The sequence below is a fragment of the Amycolatopsis acididurans genome (assembly GCF_012328925.1).
Lineage (GTDB): Bacteria > Actinomycetota > Actinomycetes > Mycobacteriales > Pseudonocardiaceae > Amycolatopsis_E > Amycolatopsis_E acididurans.
The window spans coordinates 19,022-34,088 of the sequence record NZ_JAAXLS010000065.1; the positions used below are offsets into that span (position 1 = coordinate 19,022).

The 15,067-nt window shown below is 69.2% G+C and carries 15 protein-coding genes; 11 read left to right on the plus strand and 4 right to left on the minus strand.

The features are described 5' to 3' along the window. Nucleotides 1–123: 123 nt before the first annotated feature. On the minus strand, nucleotides 124–780 hold the full coding sequence (locus tag HFP15_RS38510) for a TetR/AcrR family transcriptional regulator (RefSeq protein ID WP_312871957.1): 657 nt from the start codon (nucleotides 778–780) through the stop codon (nucleotides 124–126). A 143-nt stretch (nucleotides 781–923) separates the two neighbouring features. Here HFP15_RS38510 and HFP15_RS38515 point away from each other — a divergent pair, with 143 nt between their 5' ends. The 6 genes from HFP15_RS38515 to HFP15_RS44085 all read left to right on the plus strand — a co-directional run bounded on the left by HFP15_RS38515 (nucleotide 924) and on the right by HFP15_RS44085 (nucleotide 7,251). Continuing rightward, on the plus strand, nucleotides 924–1,484 hold the full coding sequence (locus HFP15_RS38515) for a PaaI family thioesterase (protein WP_312871958.1): 561 nt from the start codon (nucleotides 924–926) through the stop codon (nucleotides 1,482–1,484). Continuing rightward, nucleotides 1,481–2,734, plus strand: a complete 1,254-nt coding sequence (locus HFP15_RS38520) for a cytochrome P450 (protein ID WP_168522888.1) — start codon at nucleotides 1,481–1,483, stop codon at nucleotides 2,732–2,734. Before HFP15_RS38515 ends, HFP15_RS38520 begins: the two co-directional genes overlap by 4 nt. A gap of 40 nt (nucleotides 2,735–2,774) precedes the next feature. After that, a complete protein-coding gene (locus HFP15_RS38525) occupies nucleotides 2,775–3,863 on the plus strand; it encodes a BtrH N-terminal domain-containing protein (protein WP_312871959.1) in 1,089 nt (362 codons plus the stop codon). A gap of 213 nt (nucleotides 3,864–4,076) precedes the next feature. Then, nucleotides 4,077–4,397, plus strand: coding sequence for a 2Fe-2S iron-sulfur cluster-binding protein (locus tag HFP15_RS38530; RefSeq protein WP_168522890.1), 321 nt, complete (start codon nucleotides 4,077–4,079; stop codon nucleotides 4,395–4,397). Nucleotides 4,398–4,411: 14 nt separating this feature from the next. Next, a complete protein-coding gene (locus HFP15_RS38535; protein ID WP_246272432.1) occupies nucleotides 4,412–5,809 on the plus strand; it encodes a cytochrome P450 in 1,398 nt (465 codons plus the stop codon). Further along, complete coding sequence (locus tag HFP15_RS44085; RefSeq protein WP_168522892.1) at nucleotides 5,806–7,251, plus strand: NAD(P)/FAD-dependent oxidoreductase; 1,446 nt, start codon at nucleotides 5,806–5,808, stop codon at nucleotides 7,249–7,251. Before HFP15_RS38535 ends, HFP15_RS44085 begins: the two co-directional genes overlap by 4 nt. Before the next feature lie 225 nt (nucleotides 7,252–7,476). Here the strand turns inward: HFP15_RS44085 and HFP15_RS38545 are convergent, their stop codons facing one another. After that, complete coding sequence (locus HFP15_RS38545) at nucleotides 7,477–9,873, minus strand: MMPL family transporter (RefSeq protein ID WP_168522894.1); 2,397 nt, start codon at nucleotides 9,871–9,873, stop codon at nucleotides 7,477–7,479. A 101-nt stretch (nucleotides 9,874–9,974) separates the two neighbouring features. Between HFP15_RS38545 and HFP15_RS43705 the strand changes: the two genes are divergently transcribed. Then, nucleotides 9,975–10,574 carry a TetR/AcrR family transcriptional regulator gene (locus tag HFP15_RS43705; protein WP_281355754.1) on the plus strand — a complete coding sequence of 200 codons (600 nt, stop codon included), beginning with the start codon at nucleotides 9,975–9,977 and terminating at the stop codon, nucleotides 10,572–10,574. 30 nt (nucleotides 10,575–10,604) lie between these two features. After that, nucleotides 10,605–11,363, plus strand: coding sequence for a patatin-like phospholipase family protein (locus HFP15_RS38555; protein ID WP_168522896.1), 759 nt, complete (start codon nucleotides 10,605–10,607; stop codon nucleotides 11,361–11,363). Nucleotides 11,364–11,464: 101 nt separating this feature from the next. On the opposite strand, the gene HFP15_RS38560 is transcribed toward HFP15_RS38555, so the two are convergent. After that, a complete protein-coding gene (locus HFP15_RS38560) occupies nucleotides 11,465–11,965 on the minus strand; it encodes a PaaI family thioesterase (RefSeq protein ID WP_168522898.1) in 501 nt (166 codons plus the stop codon). After that, nucleotides 11,958–12,638, minus strand: coding sequence for a TetR/AcrR family transcriptional regulator (locus HFP15_RS38565; RefSeq protein ID WP_168522900.1), 681 nt, complete (start codon nucleotides 12,636–12,638; stop codon nucleotides 11,958–11,960). The genes HFP15_RS38560 and HFP15_RS38565 overlap by 8 nt, the downstream gene beginning before the upstream one ends. A gap of 88 nt (nucleotides 12,639–12,726) precedes the next feature. On the opposite strand from HFP15_RS38565, the gene HFP15_RS38570 reads away from it, so the two are divergent. The 3 genes from HFP15_RS38570 to HFP15_RS38580 form a co-directional block, all read left to right on the plus strand. Beyond that, complete coding sequence (locus HFP15_RS38570; RefSeq protein ID WP_312871960.1) at nucleotides 12,727–13,635, plus strand: SDR family oxidoreductase; 909 nt, start codon at nucleotides 12,727–12,729, stop codon at nucleotides 13,633–13,635. Between the two features lie 121 nt (nucleotides 13,636–13,756). Next, nucleotides 13,757–14,047 (plus strand): LLM class flavin-dependent oxidoreductase, encoded by a 291-nt coding sequence (locus HFP15_RS38575; protein WP_168522902.1) that lies wholly within the window; start codon nucleotides 13,757–13,759, stop codon nucleotides 14,045–14,047. Nucleotides 14,048–14,058: 11 nt separating this feature from the next. Further along, the coding region (locus tag HFP15_RS38580; protein ID WP_168522904.1) for a cytochrome P450 at nucleotides 14,059–15,067 on the plus strand (1,009 nt) is incomplete at its 3' end.

Below are 15,067 nucleotides of genomic sequence, written 5' to 3' on the forward strand. Positions count from 1 at the left end.
TGATTACACGCAACCCACTCTTGTCAACAGGCGGACAACCAGCACAACGTTGTCAGCTCGGTCTCCGGGGGCCGGGCCAGGCCCGACTGGGGGGTCGGCGTGGTCGCGGCCCGCGGTCTCGCCCTATCGGCGCGCGCTGGGGAGATCGTCCAGGCGCAGGTAGCGCAGGGCTACCAGGGTGATGCGGCGTGCGGTGGCATCGCGAGAGTCTTCCGGCAGGACCAGGTGGCTGACCGTCAGGCGAACCAGGGCGTCGACGCCGTCGGCTATATCGACGGCGTCGAGTTCGGGGAAGTGGTGGGCGAACCACGCGGTGAGTGACGCGGACGCGGTGTGCAGCATCGAGTGCGATGTCGTGAGCAGCGGCAACATCCCGGCACCGCCACCAGGCCGCGTGCCGTCGTCGCCGCTGGCTGGGGTCTCGGAACCGTCGCGGTTCGAGGTCAGTACGGCTTTCAGGAGCGGGCTGCGTTCGGCCTCGTCGAGGGTGTACCTGACGGCGGCCAGAATGGCTGCGGGTGCGTCCTGGGCGTGCTCGTCGAGAGCGACCGCGATGCCGGCGAGGAACCGTTCGGCCTCCGCGACGATCATCGCGTCGCCGAGCCCGGTTTTGTCACCGAACTCCTTGTAGATCGTCGGCCGCGACACGCCGACAACTTCGGCGATCTCGCTGAGCCGGACACGGTCCCAGCCTTTGTCCACCGTAAGCGCGTGCGCCGTCTTCAGCACCTGCTCACGCATGTGCTGCCGGAACGACTCACGCAACGACCCGCTTCCCACCCACACGATGGTAGACGAAACTGGGTCGGTGTCAGCGTAAGAACATTTTTGCGTTTCCGCAGAGCGGTGCCGCGTCTGGAACGAACGGCGTCGCAATGTCGTGTCATTGACAGTTACAGTGTCATCGTCAATGGTACGGAGTCGTGAGCGAGGTGACGCGGCGAGTCCCTGTTGCAGGCGCGCAAGACGACGCCGAGATGGCGGCCAGCATGGGGCAGCAGACGGTTGATCCGGTCATCGCGGGGTGGGCGGCCGGGTTCCGGCCTGTGCGCGACGGCGAGTACTTCCCACCCCACTCACCCGGCTGCGTGGGCTGCGGGCCGGCCAACCCGCACGGATTGCACCTGGCCGTCCGCCGCCACGGCGAGGGCGTGCAAGCCGAGCACACCTTCGACGACAGACATACCGGAGCGCCGGGGGTCGCGCACGGCGGTGCCGTCGCGATGGCCTTCGACGACCTGTTCGGGTTCTTGTTGTACCTCCTCGGCGAACTCGCCGTCACCCGCGACTTGCGCGTGAGCTATCTGGCGCCGGTCCGGCTCAACGCCGCCTACATGCTGCGCGCCGATCACGGCGCACGCGTCGGCCGACGCATTCCCGTCTCGGCCGAGCTGCGCAACCACGACAACGTCGTCGTCGCCACCGCCGAAGCGACCTTCGTGGTGGTCGACACCCATCACTTCACGAGGGCAGCAGGCCGATGACAAACGACGCCGACGCGACACTCTCCGACACACCGCCGGCCAGGTCCGCCGCCGACCAACTACTGCTCGAGGTGCTGCTGTCCCCGCACGGGCCCGCCGGCCCCTATCCCGCCTACCGGCGACTTCGGCAGGCCGCACCCGTTCACGTCAGCGCCAGCGGCGTCGTCGTGCTGAGCCGCTACCGCGACTGCGACACCGCTCTGCGAGACCGCGCCCTGGGCAAGGCCGACGAATCACTGGGCTTCCGGCTGTCACCGGTCCCACCCGAGCTCTCGCAGCGGGCACTGCACCGATTCCGGCGCACCATGCTGTTCCGCAACCCCCCTGACCACCACCGGCTGCGCACCCTGGTCGCTGACGTGTTCACCACCCGCCACATCCGCGACCTGCGCTCCAGCGTCGTCACCGCCGTGGAAGCGCTGCTGGATAGCATCGCCGACAAACGCGACGCCGACATCATCACTGATCTCGCGCTGCCGCTTCCCGTGTCGGTCATCGGCGACCTGCTCGGCTTGCCCGAACACGGCCGCGCTGCCGCGGCACCAATGGTGCGTGACCTGATGGCACCGCTGGAACCGGCCGCCGACGCCGCCGCGATCGAACGCGCCGCGAACGCCGAGGACCAGCTCGCCGACTACCTCGGCGAGATCATCGCCGACAAGCGGCGCCGCCCCGGCGAGGATCTGCTCAGCCGTCTGGCGACCGCCCGCGGCCGGGACACCCTCGATCACGACGAATGCGTCGGCACCGCGATCCTGCTGTTCGCCGCCGGCTTTGAGACCACCACGAACCTGATCGGCAACGGCACCACCGCGCTGCTCGAGCACCCGGACCAAGCCGCCCGCCTGCGCAGCACGCCCGATCTCGCAGCGAACGCGGTCGAGGAACTGCTGCGCTGGGATGCGCCGGTACAGACCAACGGCCGGACCGCGCTGGCTGCCACCACGATTGGCGACACGGTCATCGAGCCCGGCCAGGTGGTGTTGATGCTGCTCGGTTCGGCCAACCGCGATCCCGATCGCTACGGCAACGCCGAGGAGCTCGACCTCGCTCGACCCAACCCCACGCCGCTGTCTTTCGGCGGCGGCATCCACTACTGCCTCGGCGCCGCGCTGGCCCGCATGGAAGCCGCCGAGGCCTTGCCCCGACTGCTCGCCCGCTTTCCGAACCTAGCTGCGCGCGGCGAACCGACCCGGCGCACCGGCCTGTCCTTCCGCGGGCTGACGTCGCTACCAGTGCACGCCAGCTGACCACCAGCGCTGCTCTCCGATCCTAACGAGGAGTAACACCGTGACACGCGTCCTACTCAGTGGCTACCCGCATTCCATGGGCGGGCACTGCGGCTCCGGGGCATTGCGCGACCTGATGCAGTGGCACGGTCTCGGCTGGGACCGCCCACCCACCGAAGGCCTCGTGTTCGCCCTTGGCGGCGCTCTGGATTTCAGCTACGTCCGCTCCGCCGCGCTGGTCCCGCCCGTCTACCTGGTCGGCCGCGGCGGCGATCTCGAGCTCGACCTGATCCGCCGCCTCGGCGGCCGCGCCGCCCTGCGGGCCACCGACGATCCCCAAGCCGGCTGGCAGCATGTCCGCGACGAGCTCGACGCAGGGCGCCCGGTGCTGGCCTGGGCCGACATCGCCGAACTTCCCTACTTGCGCGTGCGGCTGCGGATGAGCCGCCATGACATCGTCCTCATTGGCTACGACGATGACCGGCAGCTCGTGCACGTCGTCGACAACGACCGCGTCGACACCCAACTCGTCCCCTACGACGCGCTGGCCCGAGCCCGGGCCTCCACCTCGTTTCCCGAGCCGACACGCCACACGACCTACGACATCACCTGGCCCGCCGCCCTCCCGGACCTCGGCGACGCTCTGGCCGACGCGTTTCGCCGCAGCGCCGACGCGATGACCGCCACCTCACCCTCAATTTTCGGAACTACGATCGCCGGGTCCGGCTACGCCGGCGCCGCGGCATCCGGGCTCGCCGGCGTGGCGCTGTTCGCCGAGGACTTCTGTCGCTGGCCAGATCTGTTCGACGACACGGCCCTGGACGTGGCGCTGCGCTCGCTGGGGGCGTTCGTCGAGAAGGCCGGCACTGGGGGCGGCCTGTTCCGCAAACTGCTCGCCGACGGCGCCCACGACGCCAACCTGCGCCTGCACGACAGCGCGGTCGACCAGGTCGCGGCCGCTGCGGCCGACGCGGCCGCGACCTGGAGCGCGGCCGCAGCCGCAGCGGCATCCTCAGCCGGACTCCGTCAGCGACACGCAGCCGCGGCTGAGCACGTGCAGCAGGTCACTGACTACGAGACCACGTTGCGCGACCGCTTAGCCCACGCAGCGGCCGTACTCACGAAAGATGACGCCGCGCCACCGGCGTGAGCGGACAGATGCTCGTACAGGACAGGCGCGAGCCACACGAGCGTCAACGCTCGACGGTCCAGCGCCAAGCACGTTTACGAAACACTTTGGGCTGTCAGTATTCTTGACAGGCAACACAGTTATGTCACAGACTCTTCGCCATCTGGTTAGACCGCGCGGTCGCTTGCGGGGGGTGCGCGGCTCACCGGCCCATCACGCGACGAGGGAGAAGTCATGGCAACGGTCACGTTCGTGTCGCACGACGGCGAGAAGTACGAGGCGGCGCTGATCGAGGGCCAATCGCTGATGCAGGTCGCAGTCAACGAAGCGGTCCCCGGCATCGACGGCGACTGCGGCGGCGAAGCCGCGTGCGGCACCTGCCACGTCATCGTGAACCCCGAGTGGTCAGAGCTCGTCGGCCGGTCCGGGCCGGTCGAGGAGGAGATGCTGTGCATGAATCCCGAACGCCAGCAAACGTCACGGTTGTCATGCCAGATGAGGGCCCGCGAGGAATGGGACGGACTGACCGTCCAGCTCCCAGAATTCCAGATGTGACCAGGAGAGCCCCGATGAGCATGATCAAGATCCCCGACGCTATCACCACCAAGACCCAGGCCGTGATTTCCGCCGATCGCATGATCCAGGGCGCGCACCTCTACGACTGGCTCCGGCGCCAAGTCACGCGCACGAACGGCAAGAAGATGTTCACCGAGGCGCCGCTGCCGCCGGTCGAGGACCTCGATCTTCTCGACATCGACGTGAGCAACCCATTCCTCTATCGGCAGGGTCTGTGGGAGTCCTACTTCGCGCGGCTACGCAAGGAGGCCCCGGTCCACTACCAGGCCAGCAGCCCGTTCGGCCCGTTCTGGTCGGTCACCCGGCACGCCGACATCATCGCCGTCGACAAGAACCACGAGGTGTTCTCCGCCGAGCCGATCATCGTCATCGGCGCCCCGCCTCGCTTCATGGACATCGCGATGTTCATTGCGATGGACCCGCCCAAGCACGACCGGCAGCGCCAGGCCGTCCAAGGGGTCGTCGCTCCGAAGAACCTTCGCGAAATGGAAGGGCTGATCCGCGAACGCACCCGCGAGGTCCTCGACAGCCTGCCAGTCGACGAGCCGTTCGACTGGGTCAAGACAGTGTCCATCGACCTGACCTCCCGCATGCTGGCCACCTTGCTGGACTTCCCGCTGGAGCAACGGCACAAGCTGGTCCAGTGGTCCGATCTCGGAGCCTCGATGGAGCAGGCCAACGGCGGCCCCTCAGACAACGACGAGGTGTTTCGCGGCATGCTCGATGCCGCCCGCAGCCTGAGCGCGCACTGGCGCGACAAAGCCGCCCGCGGCGCGGGGGACGACACGCCCGGCTTCGACCTGATCTCCATGCTACAAGCCAACGAGGACACCAGGGACCTGATCAACCGGCCGATGGAGTTCCTCGGCAACCTGTTGCTGTTGATCATCGGCGGCAACGACACCACTCGGAACTCGATGAGCGGCGGGGTGCTCGCGCTCAACCGGTTCCCCGACCAGTTTGACAAGCTCAAGGCCAACCCCGACCTGATCCCCAACATGGTCTCGGAGATCATTCGCTGGCAGACACCGCTGGCCTACATGCGCCGCATCGCCAAGAAGGACACCATCCTAAACGGCCAATTCATCCGCAAGGGTGACAAGCTCGTCATGTGGTACGCCTCCGGCAACCGCGACGAGACCGTGTTCGACCGAGCCGACGAGCTGATCATCGACCGCAGCAACGCCCGCAACCACGTCTCGTTCGGGTTCGGCGTGCACCGCTGCATGGGCAACCGGCTCGCCGAGCTGCAGCTGCGCATCCTCTGGGAAGAGCTGCTTCCCCGCTTCGAGAACATCGAGGTCGTCGGCGAGCCCGAGTACGTGCAGTCCAACTTCGTGCGCGGCATCAGCAAGCTCATGGTGCGCCTGACGCCCAAGCCCGCCGAGTGACGCGGCAGCGGGCGGTCATCGTCGGTGCCAGCCACGCCGGCGCCCAGCTCGCCGCCAGCCTGCGCCAAAACCGCTGGGACGGTGAGATCGTCCTCATCGGCGACGAATCAGCGCTGCCCTACCAGCGTCCGCCGCTGTCGAAGGCCTACCTTGCCGGGAAACACACCCTCGACGAGCTCGCGATCCGCAACGCCGCCTTCTACGACAAGCAACGCATCGAGCTGCTGCAGGCCCGGGTCGAGACGATCGACCGCAGCCTCGCTCAACTCACCCTGCACACCCGCGAATCCCTCCCCTACGACAATCTCGCCCTGTGCACCGGCACCCGCCCCCGCCGACTGGACATCCCCGGAGCCGACCTCGACCACGTGCTCTACCTACGCACCGCCACCGACGTCGAACTCATCCGCGCGGCCGCAACCCCCGGCCGACACGTCGTCATCATCGGCGGCGGCTACGTCGGACTCGAATGCGCGGCATCACTGCGCGCACTCGGCCTGCAGGTGACGGTCCTCGAGACGGCCGAACGCGTCCTTCAACGAGTAACCGCCCCAGAAGTATCCGCATTCTTCACCCGCATCCACCGCAGCGAAGGCGTCACCATCCACACCAACGCCCAAGTCGTAGCCCTCGCCGGTGACACCCACGTCCGCGAAGTGGTCCTGTCCGACGGCACCTCGATCCCCGCCGACCTGGTCCTCGTCGGCATCGGCGTCGAACCAGCCACCGAACTCGCCGACGCCGCAGGCCTCGCCGTCGACGACGGCATCGTGATCGACTCCCAAGCCCGAACCAATGACCCCGCCATCGTCGCCGCCGGCGACTGCACCCGCTACGACGACACCCACTACGGCCGCCGCATCAGGCTGGAATCAGTCGCCAACGCCACAGAACAAGCCAAGACCGCGGCCGCCACGCTCTGCGGGAAAGCGAACGAAATATCGGCGCTGCCTTGGTTCTGGTCCGACCAGTACGACCTCAAACTACAGATCGCCGGACTGAACACCGGCTATGACGAGATCATCCTCAACGGCGACCCATCCACCGATCGCGACTTCACGTGCTACTACCTCCGGGACGGGCAGCTCATCGCAGCCGACTGCATCAACCGCCCCCGAGACTTCATGACCAGCAAGACAGCTATCGCCCAACGGCTGCCCACCGAACGGCCAACGGTCGCTGGCACTGGCACTGGGACCCACAACTGCTTCAGTTCATCAGCGACACCACGGCCATCACCGACCTCACCACCCGCATGGATACCGCCGCCCGTCACATCACCATCCCCACCCTGCTCATCCGGGGCGCGCTGTCCGACATCGTCGACCACGACTCCGTCGAGCACCTTCTCCACCGCATCCCCTCCGCCGACACCGCCACCGTCACCAACACCGCACACATGGTCGCCGGCGACGACAACGACGTCTTCACCAACCACCTGATCGACTTCCTCAACCTCCTCCTGCCCCTCCCGCGTTACCGGCCGGGATCGTGAAGGTCCCGGCCGGGACAAGGGTGTGCCGCCGGCCAGCGCCTGGCACCGTTCCCGTTCCGGACTTGTTCCGGTGGCGTTGCGCCGCTGCCGGACTGCCCGTCCGCGGCTCCCGCGAGGGGAACGCCGACCTGTCCGGCAGCGGCTGTTCGGGTGGGCGGGGTTCGCTACCGTTTTACGGACGGTCGTCGCGGGGTGCGGTGATCATCGTGGCTGCCGCTGGCTGGTCACGACTCTGGGTGCGCAGAGCCTCGTGCAGACGGTCGCCTTCGATGTCGAGGTTGGGCAGGACGCGGGAGAGCCACCGGGGCAGCCACCAGGCGCGGTCGCCGAAGAGGGCCATGACGGCGGGGACGAGCGTCATCCGGACGACGAACGCGTCGATGACGATACCGACGGTGAGGGCGAACCCGATCTGGGTGATCATCGGTTCGGGGCTGAACACGAACCCGGCGAACACGGCGGACATGATCACCGCGGCGGCCACGACCACGCGGCTGGCCTGTTCGAAACCGTGCACGACCGCGTCGCGGCCGTGGTCGTGGTGGAGGGTGGCCTCGCGCATGGAGGAGACGAGGAACATCTCGTAGTCCATGGCCAGCCCGTACAGCACGCCCGCGACGATGATCGGCAGCATGCTCAGCACGGGAGAGGTCGCGTCCATCCCCAGGGCCTGCTGCAGCCAGCCCCACTGGAACACCGCGGTCGTCGCACCGAGCGCGGCGCCGATGCTGAGCAGGAAACCGAGGGTGGCCTTGACCGGCACGAGGATCGACCGGAACACCAGCAGCAGCACGATCAGCGAGAGCGCGAGCACGACCGCCACGTAGATCGGCAGCACGTCGGCGAGCCGGTCGGACACGTCGATACCCAGCGCGGAGAACCCGGTGACCCCCACAGTGATCCCATCGGTGACGCCGTCGGTGACGCCATCGGTGACGCCGTCGTGGGCGGCCAGTCGCGCGGTCTGGTCGCGCAGCGTCCGGACGAGGGTGGCGGTGGCCTCGTCGGTGGGGCCGGTGGCGGGGATGACGGACAGGATCGCGGTCGTGCCAGTGTCGTTGAGCGCGCCGAGGTTCACCGCGGCCACCCCGCGCGTCGCCGAGAGGTCCTGGTAGAGGCCGGCGAGCCGCTCGGGTGGGATCGCGGTGTCGTCGGTGCTGGTGACCGCGAGGATCAGCGGGCCGTTGTAGCCGTCACCGAACGCGCGGGCCACGGTGTCGTAGCTGTCGCGTTGCGGCGTGCCGGTGTCGTAGCTGGAACCCGCGGGCAGGCCGAGGTTCATGGCCAGGGCTGGTATGGCCAGCACGGCGGCGACCGCGATGGCCGCGGCCCCGCCCACGATCGGCCTGCGGGTCAGCGTGGTGGCCCAGGCGTGGGCCACCGGGTGGCGGGTCCGCTTTCCGGTCCGCCGCTCGGCGCCGCGCCGGGCCGCCGGCGAGCAGATCCGTTCCCCGACCAGACCGAGCAGCGCGGGCAGTGCGGTCAGCGCGGCGAGCGCAGCGATCGCGACGGTGGCGGCGGCGACCAGCGCCATCGTGGTGAGGATCTGGATGTTCACCACGAGCAGACCGACCAGCGCGATAATGACCGTGCTGCCGGCGAAGAACACCGCGTTACCCGCGGTGCCCATCGCCCGGCCGGCCGCTTCGTGCGCGGTCAGGCCCTGGTCCAGGACCAGCCGCCGTTGCCGGTTGACGATGAACAACGCGTAGTCGATCCCGACCGCGAGACCGAGCATCAGCGCCAGCACCACCGTCACCGAGTGCATCGAGAACACCGCGGACAGGGCGAACGCGCCACCGACCCCGACCCCCACCCCCAGCAACGCGGTCACCAGCGGAAGCCCGGCCGCGATCACGGAGCCGAGGGTCAGCAGCAGTACCAAGGCGGCCACCACCACGCCCACGAGCTCACCGACCCCCAGCACGTCCGGCACCTGCAGCATGACCGACGACGGCAACACCTCGATGTGCGCACCGGCGACCGCGTCCTCGGCGAGGCCCACGACCCTGTCGACCGTGCCCGCCGGCAGTTCGAAGGTCTGCCGGTCGAACTGGAACTGGAACAGCGCCACGGTGCGGTCGGCAGACACGACCACCCCGGGAACGGGCCGGCCGTCCATCACCAGCGGTACCGGCGCGCCCGGCGGTGCCGCGCTCGCCGACCGCACCCGCTCGATCGCGCCGGCCGCCCGCAGCAGCGGACTGTCCGCACCTTTCGCGGCCTCCTCGGCCAGCATCCGCCGGGCGTCCACGACATGGTCGGCGCCATAGATCCCGTCGACCGCGGCCAGCACCGCCGCCCGGTTGACCCCCTCGTCGACGCGCTGCCCGTCCTCGGCGGCGAACGCGATCACACCCTGCCCACCCGAGGCCGCTGGCAGCGACCTCGCCAGCTGGTCGATGGTCTCCTGCGCCGGAGTCCCGTCGATCCGGATCTCGTTGGTCAGCCGCACGGGCTGCACCACCAGCGCGACCGCGATCACCGCCAGCAGCAACAACCACGCGCCCAGCACCCGCCACGGCCGGCCGAAGGCGAACCGTCCCACCCGATACAGCAACGTCGACACGTACACTCCCCGGCAACAAGTGATAGCGAACTCTCGAACCGAGAGTAAGCTATCACCACGGGATGTCGGGTGCGCCCAGGCGCCGGGAGGACGATGCGGCGATGACCTCACAGTCGATGTCGTCACGGTCGCTGTCGTCACGCGCGGACGCGCTGTCCAACATCGCGCGAATCCTCGACGCCGCGCGCCGGGTGTTCGCCACCGGCGACGGCACCGGGCCGCTCACCCGCATCGCGCGCGAGGCCGGTGTGGGCATCGCGACCCTCTACCGGCACTTCCCCAACCGGGAATCCCTCGCCTGCGCCGTGTACGACCAGATCTTCGCCACCGAGATCGAGCCCGCACTCGCCACCTTCGCCGACACCGGTGCGTCCCGGCAGGCTCTGCTTGACGTCGCCGAACGAATCAGCGACCTCATCCTGCGAGAACCCGGCCTGGTCGCGGCGATCGGACAGCTCACGGAGGTCACCGGCGAACTGCTCCGCCGCAGCATGCAGACCTTCACCCCCATCCTGCGCGCCGCCCAGCAAGCAGGCAACATCCGCCCCGACATCACCCCCGAGGACATCCCCGTGCTGCTCGCCCTCGCCACCACCGCCTTCAGCACCACCAACCTCGACCGTCGTACCCGCCGCCGCTACCTGAGCCTGCTGCTCGACGCGCTCAACCCGTCCCGGTCCACCCCGATGCCGCCACGCTGAACGTCTCGATCGACAGTACGGAGTCGCGTCATGCCCACCCCGCGGGTTGGTCTCGCCCTGGGCGGCGGTGCCGCACTGGGCGCCGCCCACATCGGTGTCCTGCATGCACTCGCCGAGCGGGGCATCGAACCGCGGATCGTCACGGGCACGAGCGCCGGAGCGCTCGTGGGCGCCGCGTTCGCGGCCGGGTTGCCGCTGGATCTCCTCGAGGAGCGGGTCCGCGTGGCGGGCTGGGCGACCTTCGGCAAGTTCACCCTCACGCCACGCCTGGCCCTGCTCGACAGCTCCGCCCTGTCGGCCTCCGTCGGTGTGCTCGGCCCAGCACCGAGGATCGAGCATTTGCCACGTCGGTTCGGCGCGGTAGCCACCGACCTGCGCACACGGTCGGCCGTCGTGCTCACCAACGGCCCCCTCGACCTGGCGCTGCGCGCGAGCATCGCCGTCCCCGGACTGTTCCCCCCGATCGCCTGGAACGGTCGTCTCCTGGTCGACGGCGCGCTCGCGGACAACCTGCCCATCACACCCGCCCGCGATCTCGGCGCGGACCTCGTCATCGCCGTGCGGCTACGCCCAGGCCGGCAGTGGCCCGGCACCGGCCGCGTCACCGCCGCGACCGTCGCCGCCGCACGCGACGACGGCGATACTCTGATCATCGAACCCGACCTGCGACGATATTCCCCATGGTCACGAACGGACGTTCCCCGCATCATCGACGCGGGACGACGCGCCGCCGATACCGCACTGGCCCGGTCCGCCTGGGAGATCGGTGACCAGGACCAGGCATCCTGAGACCGGTTCGAGGCGAGTTCGTGCCGGCGGAACCGACGGACCAGATCACCGAACCCATCAAGATCATCGGTCGTCCACCGGCCGCGGTGTCCGCGCGGCTTTCAGTGGTGGTGTTCGCGGTCGTGTGGTTGGTGGTGGGTGAACATGGCCTGCACCTCGGTGTCGGCGCCGTGGGGGGCGAAGTGGTTGTGGTCGACGGTGAGGAACAGGGCTTCGGCGGTGAACCGGGTGAGGCCGTCGGGGCCGGTGCCGGTGGCTTCCAGGTGCAGTCGCCGGCCATGGCGGTGCCGCAGGCGTGCGGTGATGCGGTGTGGCTGGCCGAGCGGCACCGGTGCGAGGTAGTTGACGGTCAAGGTGCGGGTGACGGCGACTTCTTCCACGAGGTAGAGGACGAACCCGAACAGGTCGTCGCAGGCCGCCGAGATCGCGCCGCCGTGTGCCAAGCCGGGGGCGCCGCGGTGCCGCGGGTCGAAGGTGATGTCGGTGACCACGGTGTCCCCGTCGCGGTGGACGTCCAGGTGCAGACCGGCCGGGTTGTCCGGCCCACACCCCAGGCACTGCGGGTGGTGCGGTGGCAGCGAGATGGGCATGGGGTCAGCCATTGCGTGTCGATCCTTCGGTAGCGGCCGGCATGGCCGGGTCGCGGGGTTGAGATGGGCTTCGCCGGGTGGCGGCAGCGAACAGGGTGGCGGCGACATCGATGATGTCCTGGCGGTCGACCGGGAGTTCGCCGCTGAGCCAGGCCATGAGCAGTTCGGCGAGGCCGCCGGTGAGCAGGAGACCCGCGATCTGGTCATGGGGTGGGGAGAGCGCGTCGGCACCGTGCAGAGCCTGGGCCTGGGTGGCGATCAGCTGGGCGAACTCGCGCAGCAGTTCGTGACGTCGGGTGCGCAGCGGCTCGGCGGCGGCGGATTCCAGCATGGCCACACGGCCGATCCGCGGATCGCCGGTGAGCAGGTCGACGAACGCGCTGATCGCCGCCGTGGCCTTCCGGTAGGGATCACCGCCGGGGGTCGCCAGGGCGCGCAGCCCGACATCACGGATCCGCTCGGCGACCCGGTCGAGCACCGCCAGCAGCAGCTCGTCACGGTGGGCGAAACTCTCGTAGAAGTACCGCTCGGTCAGTCCCGCCCGCGCGCACACCGCGGTCATCGTGGTCTGCTGCCACCCTTCGGTGCCCAGCAGATCCAAGCCGGCTTCCAACAGCTGCTCGCGCCGCTGGTCGCGGCGTTGCTGAGAACTGACGCCCCGATAGCTGCGCTTCGGCATCGACATGCACCCATCTTGACATACGTTCCTGTCAGAACCATTCTGACTGTGGTTCCTGTCAGAATTCGGTGGTCGGCAACGGAGGCGATACGACGTGACGCAGCGAGGCAGGAAGGTCCGACGGCACGCGGAGACCGTGCCGGCCCTTGCCGGTGTGGTGGTGGCGATCACCGGGGGTTCACGCGGAATCGGGCTGGCGACCGCACAGGCCCTTGCCGCGGCGGGGGCCACAGTCGCGATCGGTGACCTCGATGTCCCACCGGGGTGGCTGGCGGACCAGCACCCCGCCGTCCGTGCCTGGCGGGTGGATGTGACCGACCAGGATGCGTTCGCCGGGTTCCTGGACGAGGTCGAGTCGACCTGCGGACCGCTGGATGTGCTGATCAACAATGCGGGGATCATGCCGTTGGGGTCGCTCGGTGACGAGCCGGCGTCGGTGGCGGCCCGGCAGTTGGCGATCAACCTCCATGCCGTGATCCACGGCAGCCGTGACGCTCTGCGCCGGATGCTTCCGCGTGGGCGGGGACACATCGTCAACGTGGCCTCGCAGGCGGGCAAAGTTGGCTTCCCCGGCGCGGCCACCTATTGCGCCACCAAACACGGTGTCGTGGGCTTGTCCGAGGCGTTGCGCGCCGAACTGCGGGGCAGTGGGGTGGCGGTGTCGTGTGTGATGCCCACGGTGGTAAGGACCGAATTGGCCACTGGGCTGGGTGAGTCCCCGCTGGTGCGGCCGGTCACGCCGCAGCAAGTGGCCGACGCGATCACGGCTGTGGTGCGTCGGCCGCGGTTCGACGTGTATGTGCCGCGGTCGCTGGCGGTGGTCAACCGGCTGCTCGCGCTGGCGCCCCGTGCGCTGCGCGACGCCCTGCTGCGGATCTCGGGCGCGGATCGGGTCCTCGCCCGCGCTGACCCGGTCGCCCGGGCTGGTTACGACGCCCGTGCTGTGCCCGAGCGCGGGCAGGACGCGATGGCCGACCGGCCGAGGGAACGGGAACGTCGATGACGAGCGACGCGGCCACTCCTGCGGCGGTGCATCATGGACTGTCGCTCGTGTGCACCGGTGGGAATGTGCACGAGGTGGCGGCGATGGCCGCGGACGCCGAACGAGCGGGGTTCGAGTCGGTGTGGGCGGCGGAGTTCTACTCACTCTGCACGGCTTCACCGACGAAGCGGGCGCCATCCGGGCGGCGCGTCGCGCTGGTGACCTGGAGGCGATGGTGGCCGCGGTCTCGGACGGGATGATCGACACCATCGCCGTGGCCGGCACTCCTGAGCAGGTCCGCAGCCAGTTCGCCGCACGGTGGGCGGGTCTGTACGAGCGGACCCTGCTGTATCCGCCCTCATTCGCCGGCCCGTCGGCCACCACCGCCGTGCTCGACGCCTTCGCCCCACTCACCCGCACCCCTACCACATAAGGAGAGCCGTCATGGTCCACATCATCGAGCGCACCGCACAGGCGGCGCGGCAGCGCCTGTCCTCGGTGCTGGTCGCACCAGCACCCCGGGCGGTCGACGAGGCGTGGCGCCGTTTCAGCCGCCGCTGGCCCACCACTGACCTGGCCACCCCACCCGAGGGCAGCGGCCTGCGGCCGGTCCGCGGCGACTACGGCCCGCCCGTGGTGGGGCACCTGCTCGACTACATCCGCTTCGGCACCGAGTTCGGCCGCGAACGCTACGACCGCTACGGACCGGTCACCTGGATGGGCGCGTTCGGCACCCGCGTCGCCGTGGTGGCAGGCCCCGAGGCGACCCAGCGCGTGTTCACCAACGCCGACAAAGCCTTCTCCCAAGCCGGCTGGCAGTTCCTCATCGACCGGTTCTTCCACCGCGGGCTGATGCTGCTCGATTTCGACGAGCACAAGATGCACCGCCGCATCATGCAAGACGCCTTCACCCGAGACCGCCTCGCCGGCTACACCCACCAGGTCAGCCCACGTGTGCGCGCCACCATCCCCACCTGGCCGACCCAACGGCCGGTGCGGCTGTACTGGCTGCTCAAACGCCTCACCCTGGACATCGCGACCCAGGTGTTCATGGGCGGCCGAGGCGGCTCCACCGACACCGAACGGATCAACCAGGCGTTCGTCGCCACCGTCCGCGCCGCCAGCGCGCTGGTGCGCGCCCCGCTGCCCGGCACCCGCTGGCGCGCCGGCGTACGCGGCCGCAGGATCCTCGAAGACTACTTCGCCCAGCACCTGCCAGCCGCCCGCGCCAGCACCGGGGAGGACCTGTTCGCCGCGCTGTGCCAGGCCACCACCCCCGAAGGCGAGCACTTCAGCGACGACGACGTCATCAACCACATGATCTTCCTGATGATGGCCGCCCACGACACCGCCACCATCACCACCACCGCCGCCGCCTACTACCTCGCCACCCACCCCGACTGGCAAGACCGCGCCCGGCAGGAATCCCTCGCCCTCGGCGACGCCCCCCTCG

Bases quoted from the DNA above. Each gene is read 5' to 3' on its own strand.
- HFP15_RS38555 (WP_168522896.1), top strand. From the start codon at position 10,605: ATGCCCACCCCGCGGGTTGGTCTCGCCCTGGGCGGCGGTGCCGCACTG.
- HFP15_RS38530 (WP_168522890.1), top strand. From the start codon at position 4,077: ATGGCAACGGTCACGTTCGTGTCGCACGACGGCGAGAAGTACGAGGCG.
- HFP15_RS43705 (WP_281355754.1), top strand. From the start codon at position 9,975: ATGACCTCACAGTCGATGTCGTCACGGTCGCTGTCGTCACGCGCGGAC.
- HFP15_RS38565 (WP_168522900.1), bottom strand. From the start codon at position 12,638: ATGTCGATGCCGAAGCGCAGCTATCGGGGCGTCAGTTCTCAGCAACGC.
- HFP15_RS38560 (WP_168522898.1), bottom strand. From the start codon at position 11,965: ATGGCTGACCCCATGCCCATCTCGCTGCCACCGCACCACCCGCAGTGC.
- HFP15_RS38535 (WP_246272432.1), top strand. From the start codon at position 4,412: ATGAGCATGATCAAGATCCCCGACGCTATCACCACCAAGACCCAGGCC.
- HFP15_RS38520 (WP_168522888.1), top strand. From the start codon at position 1,481: ATGACAAACGACGCCGACGCGACACTCTCCGACACACCGCCGGCCAGG.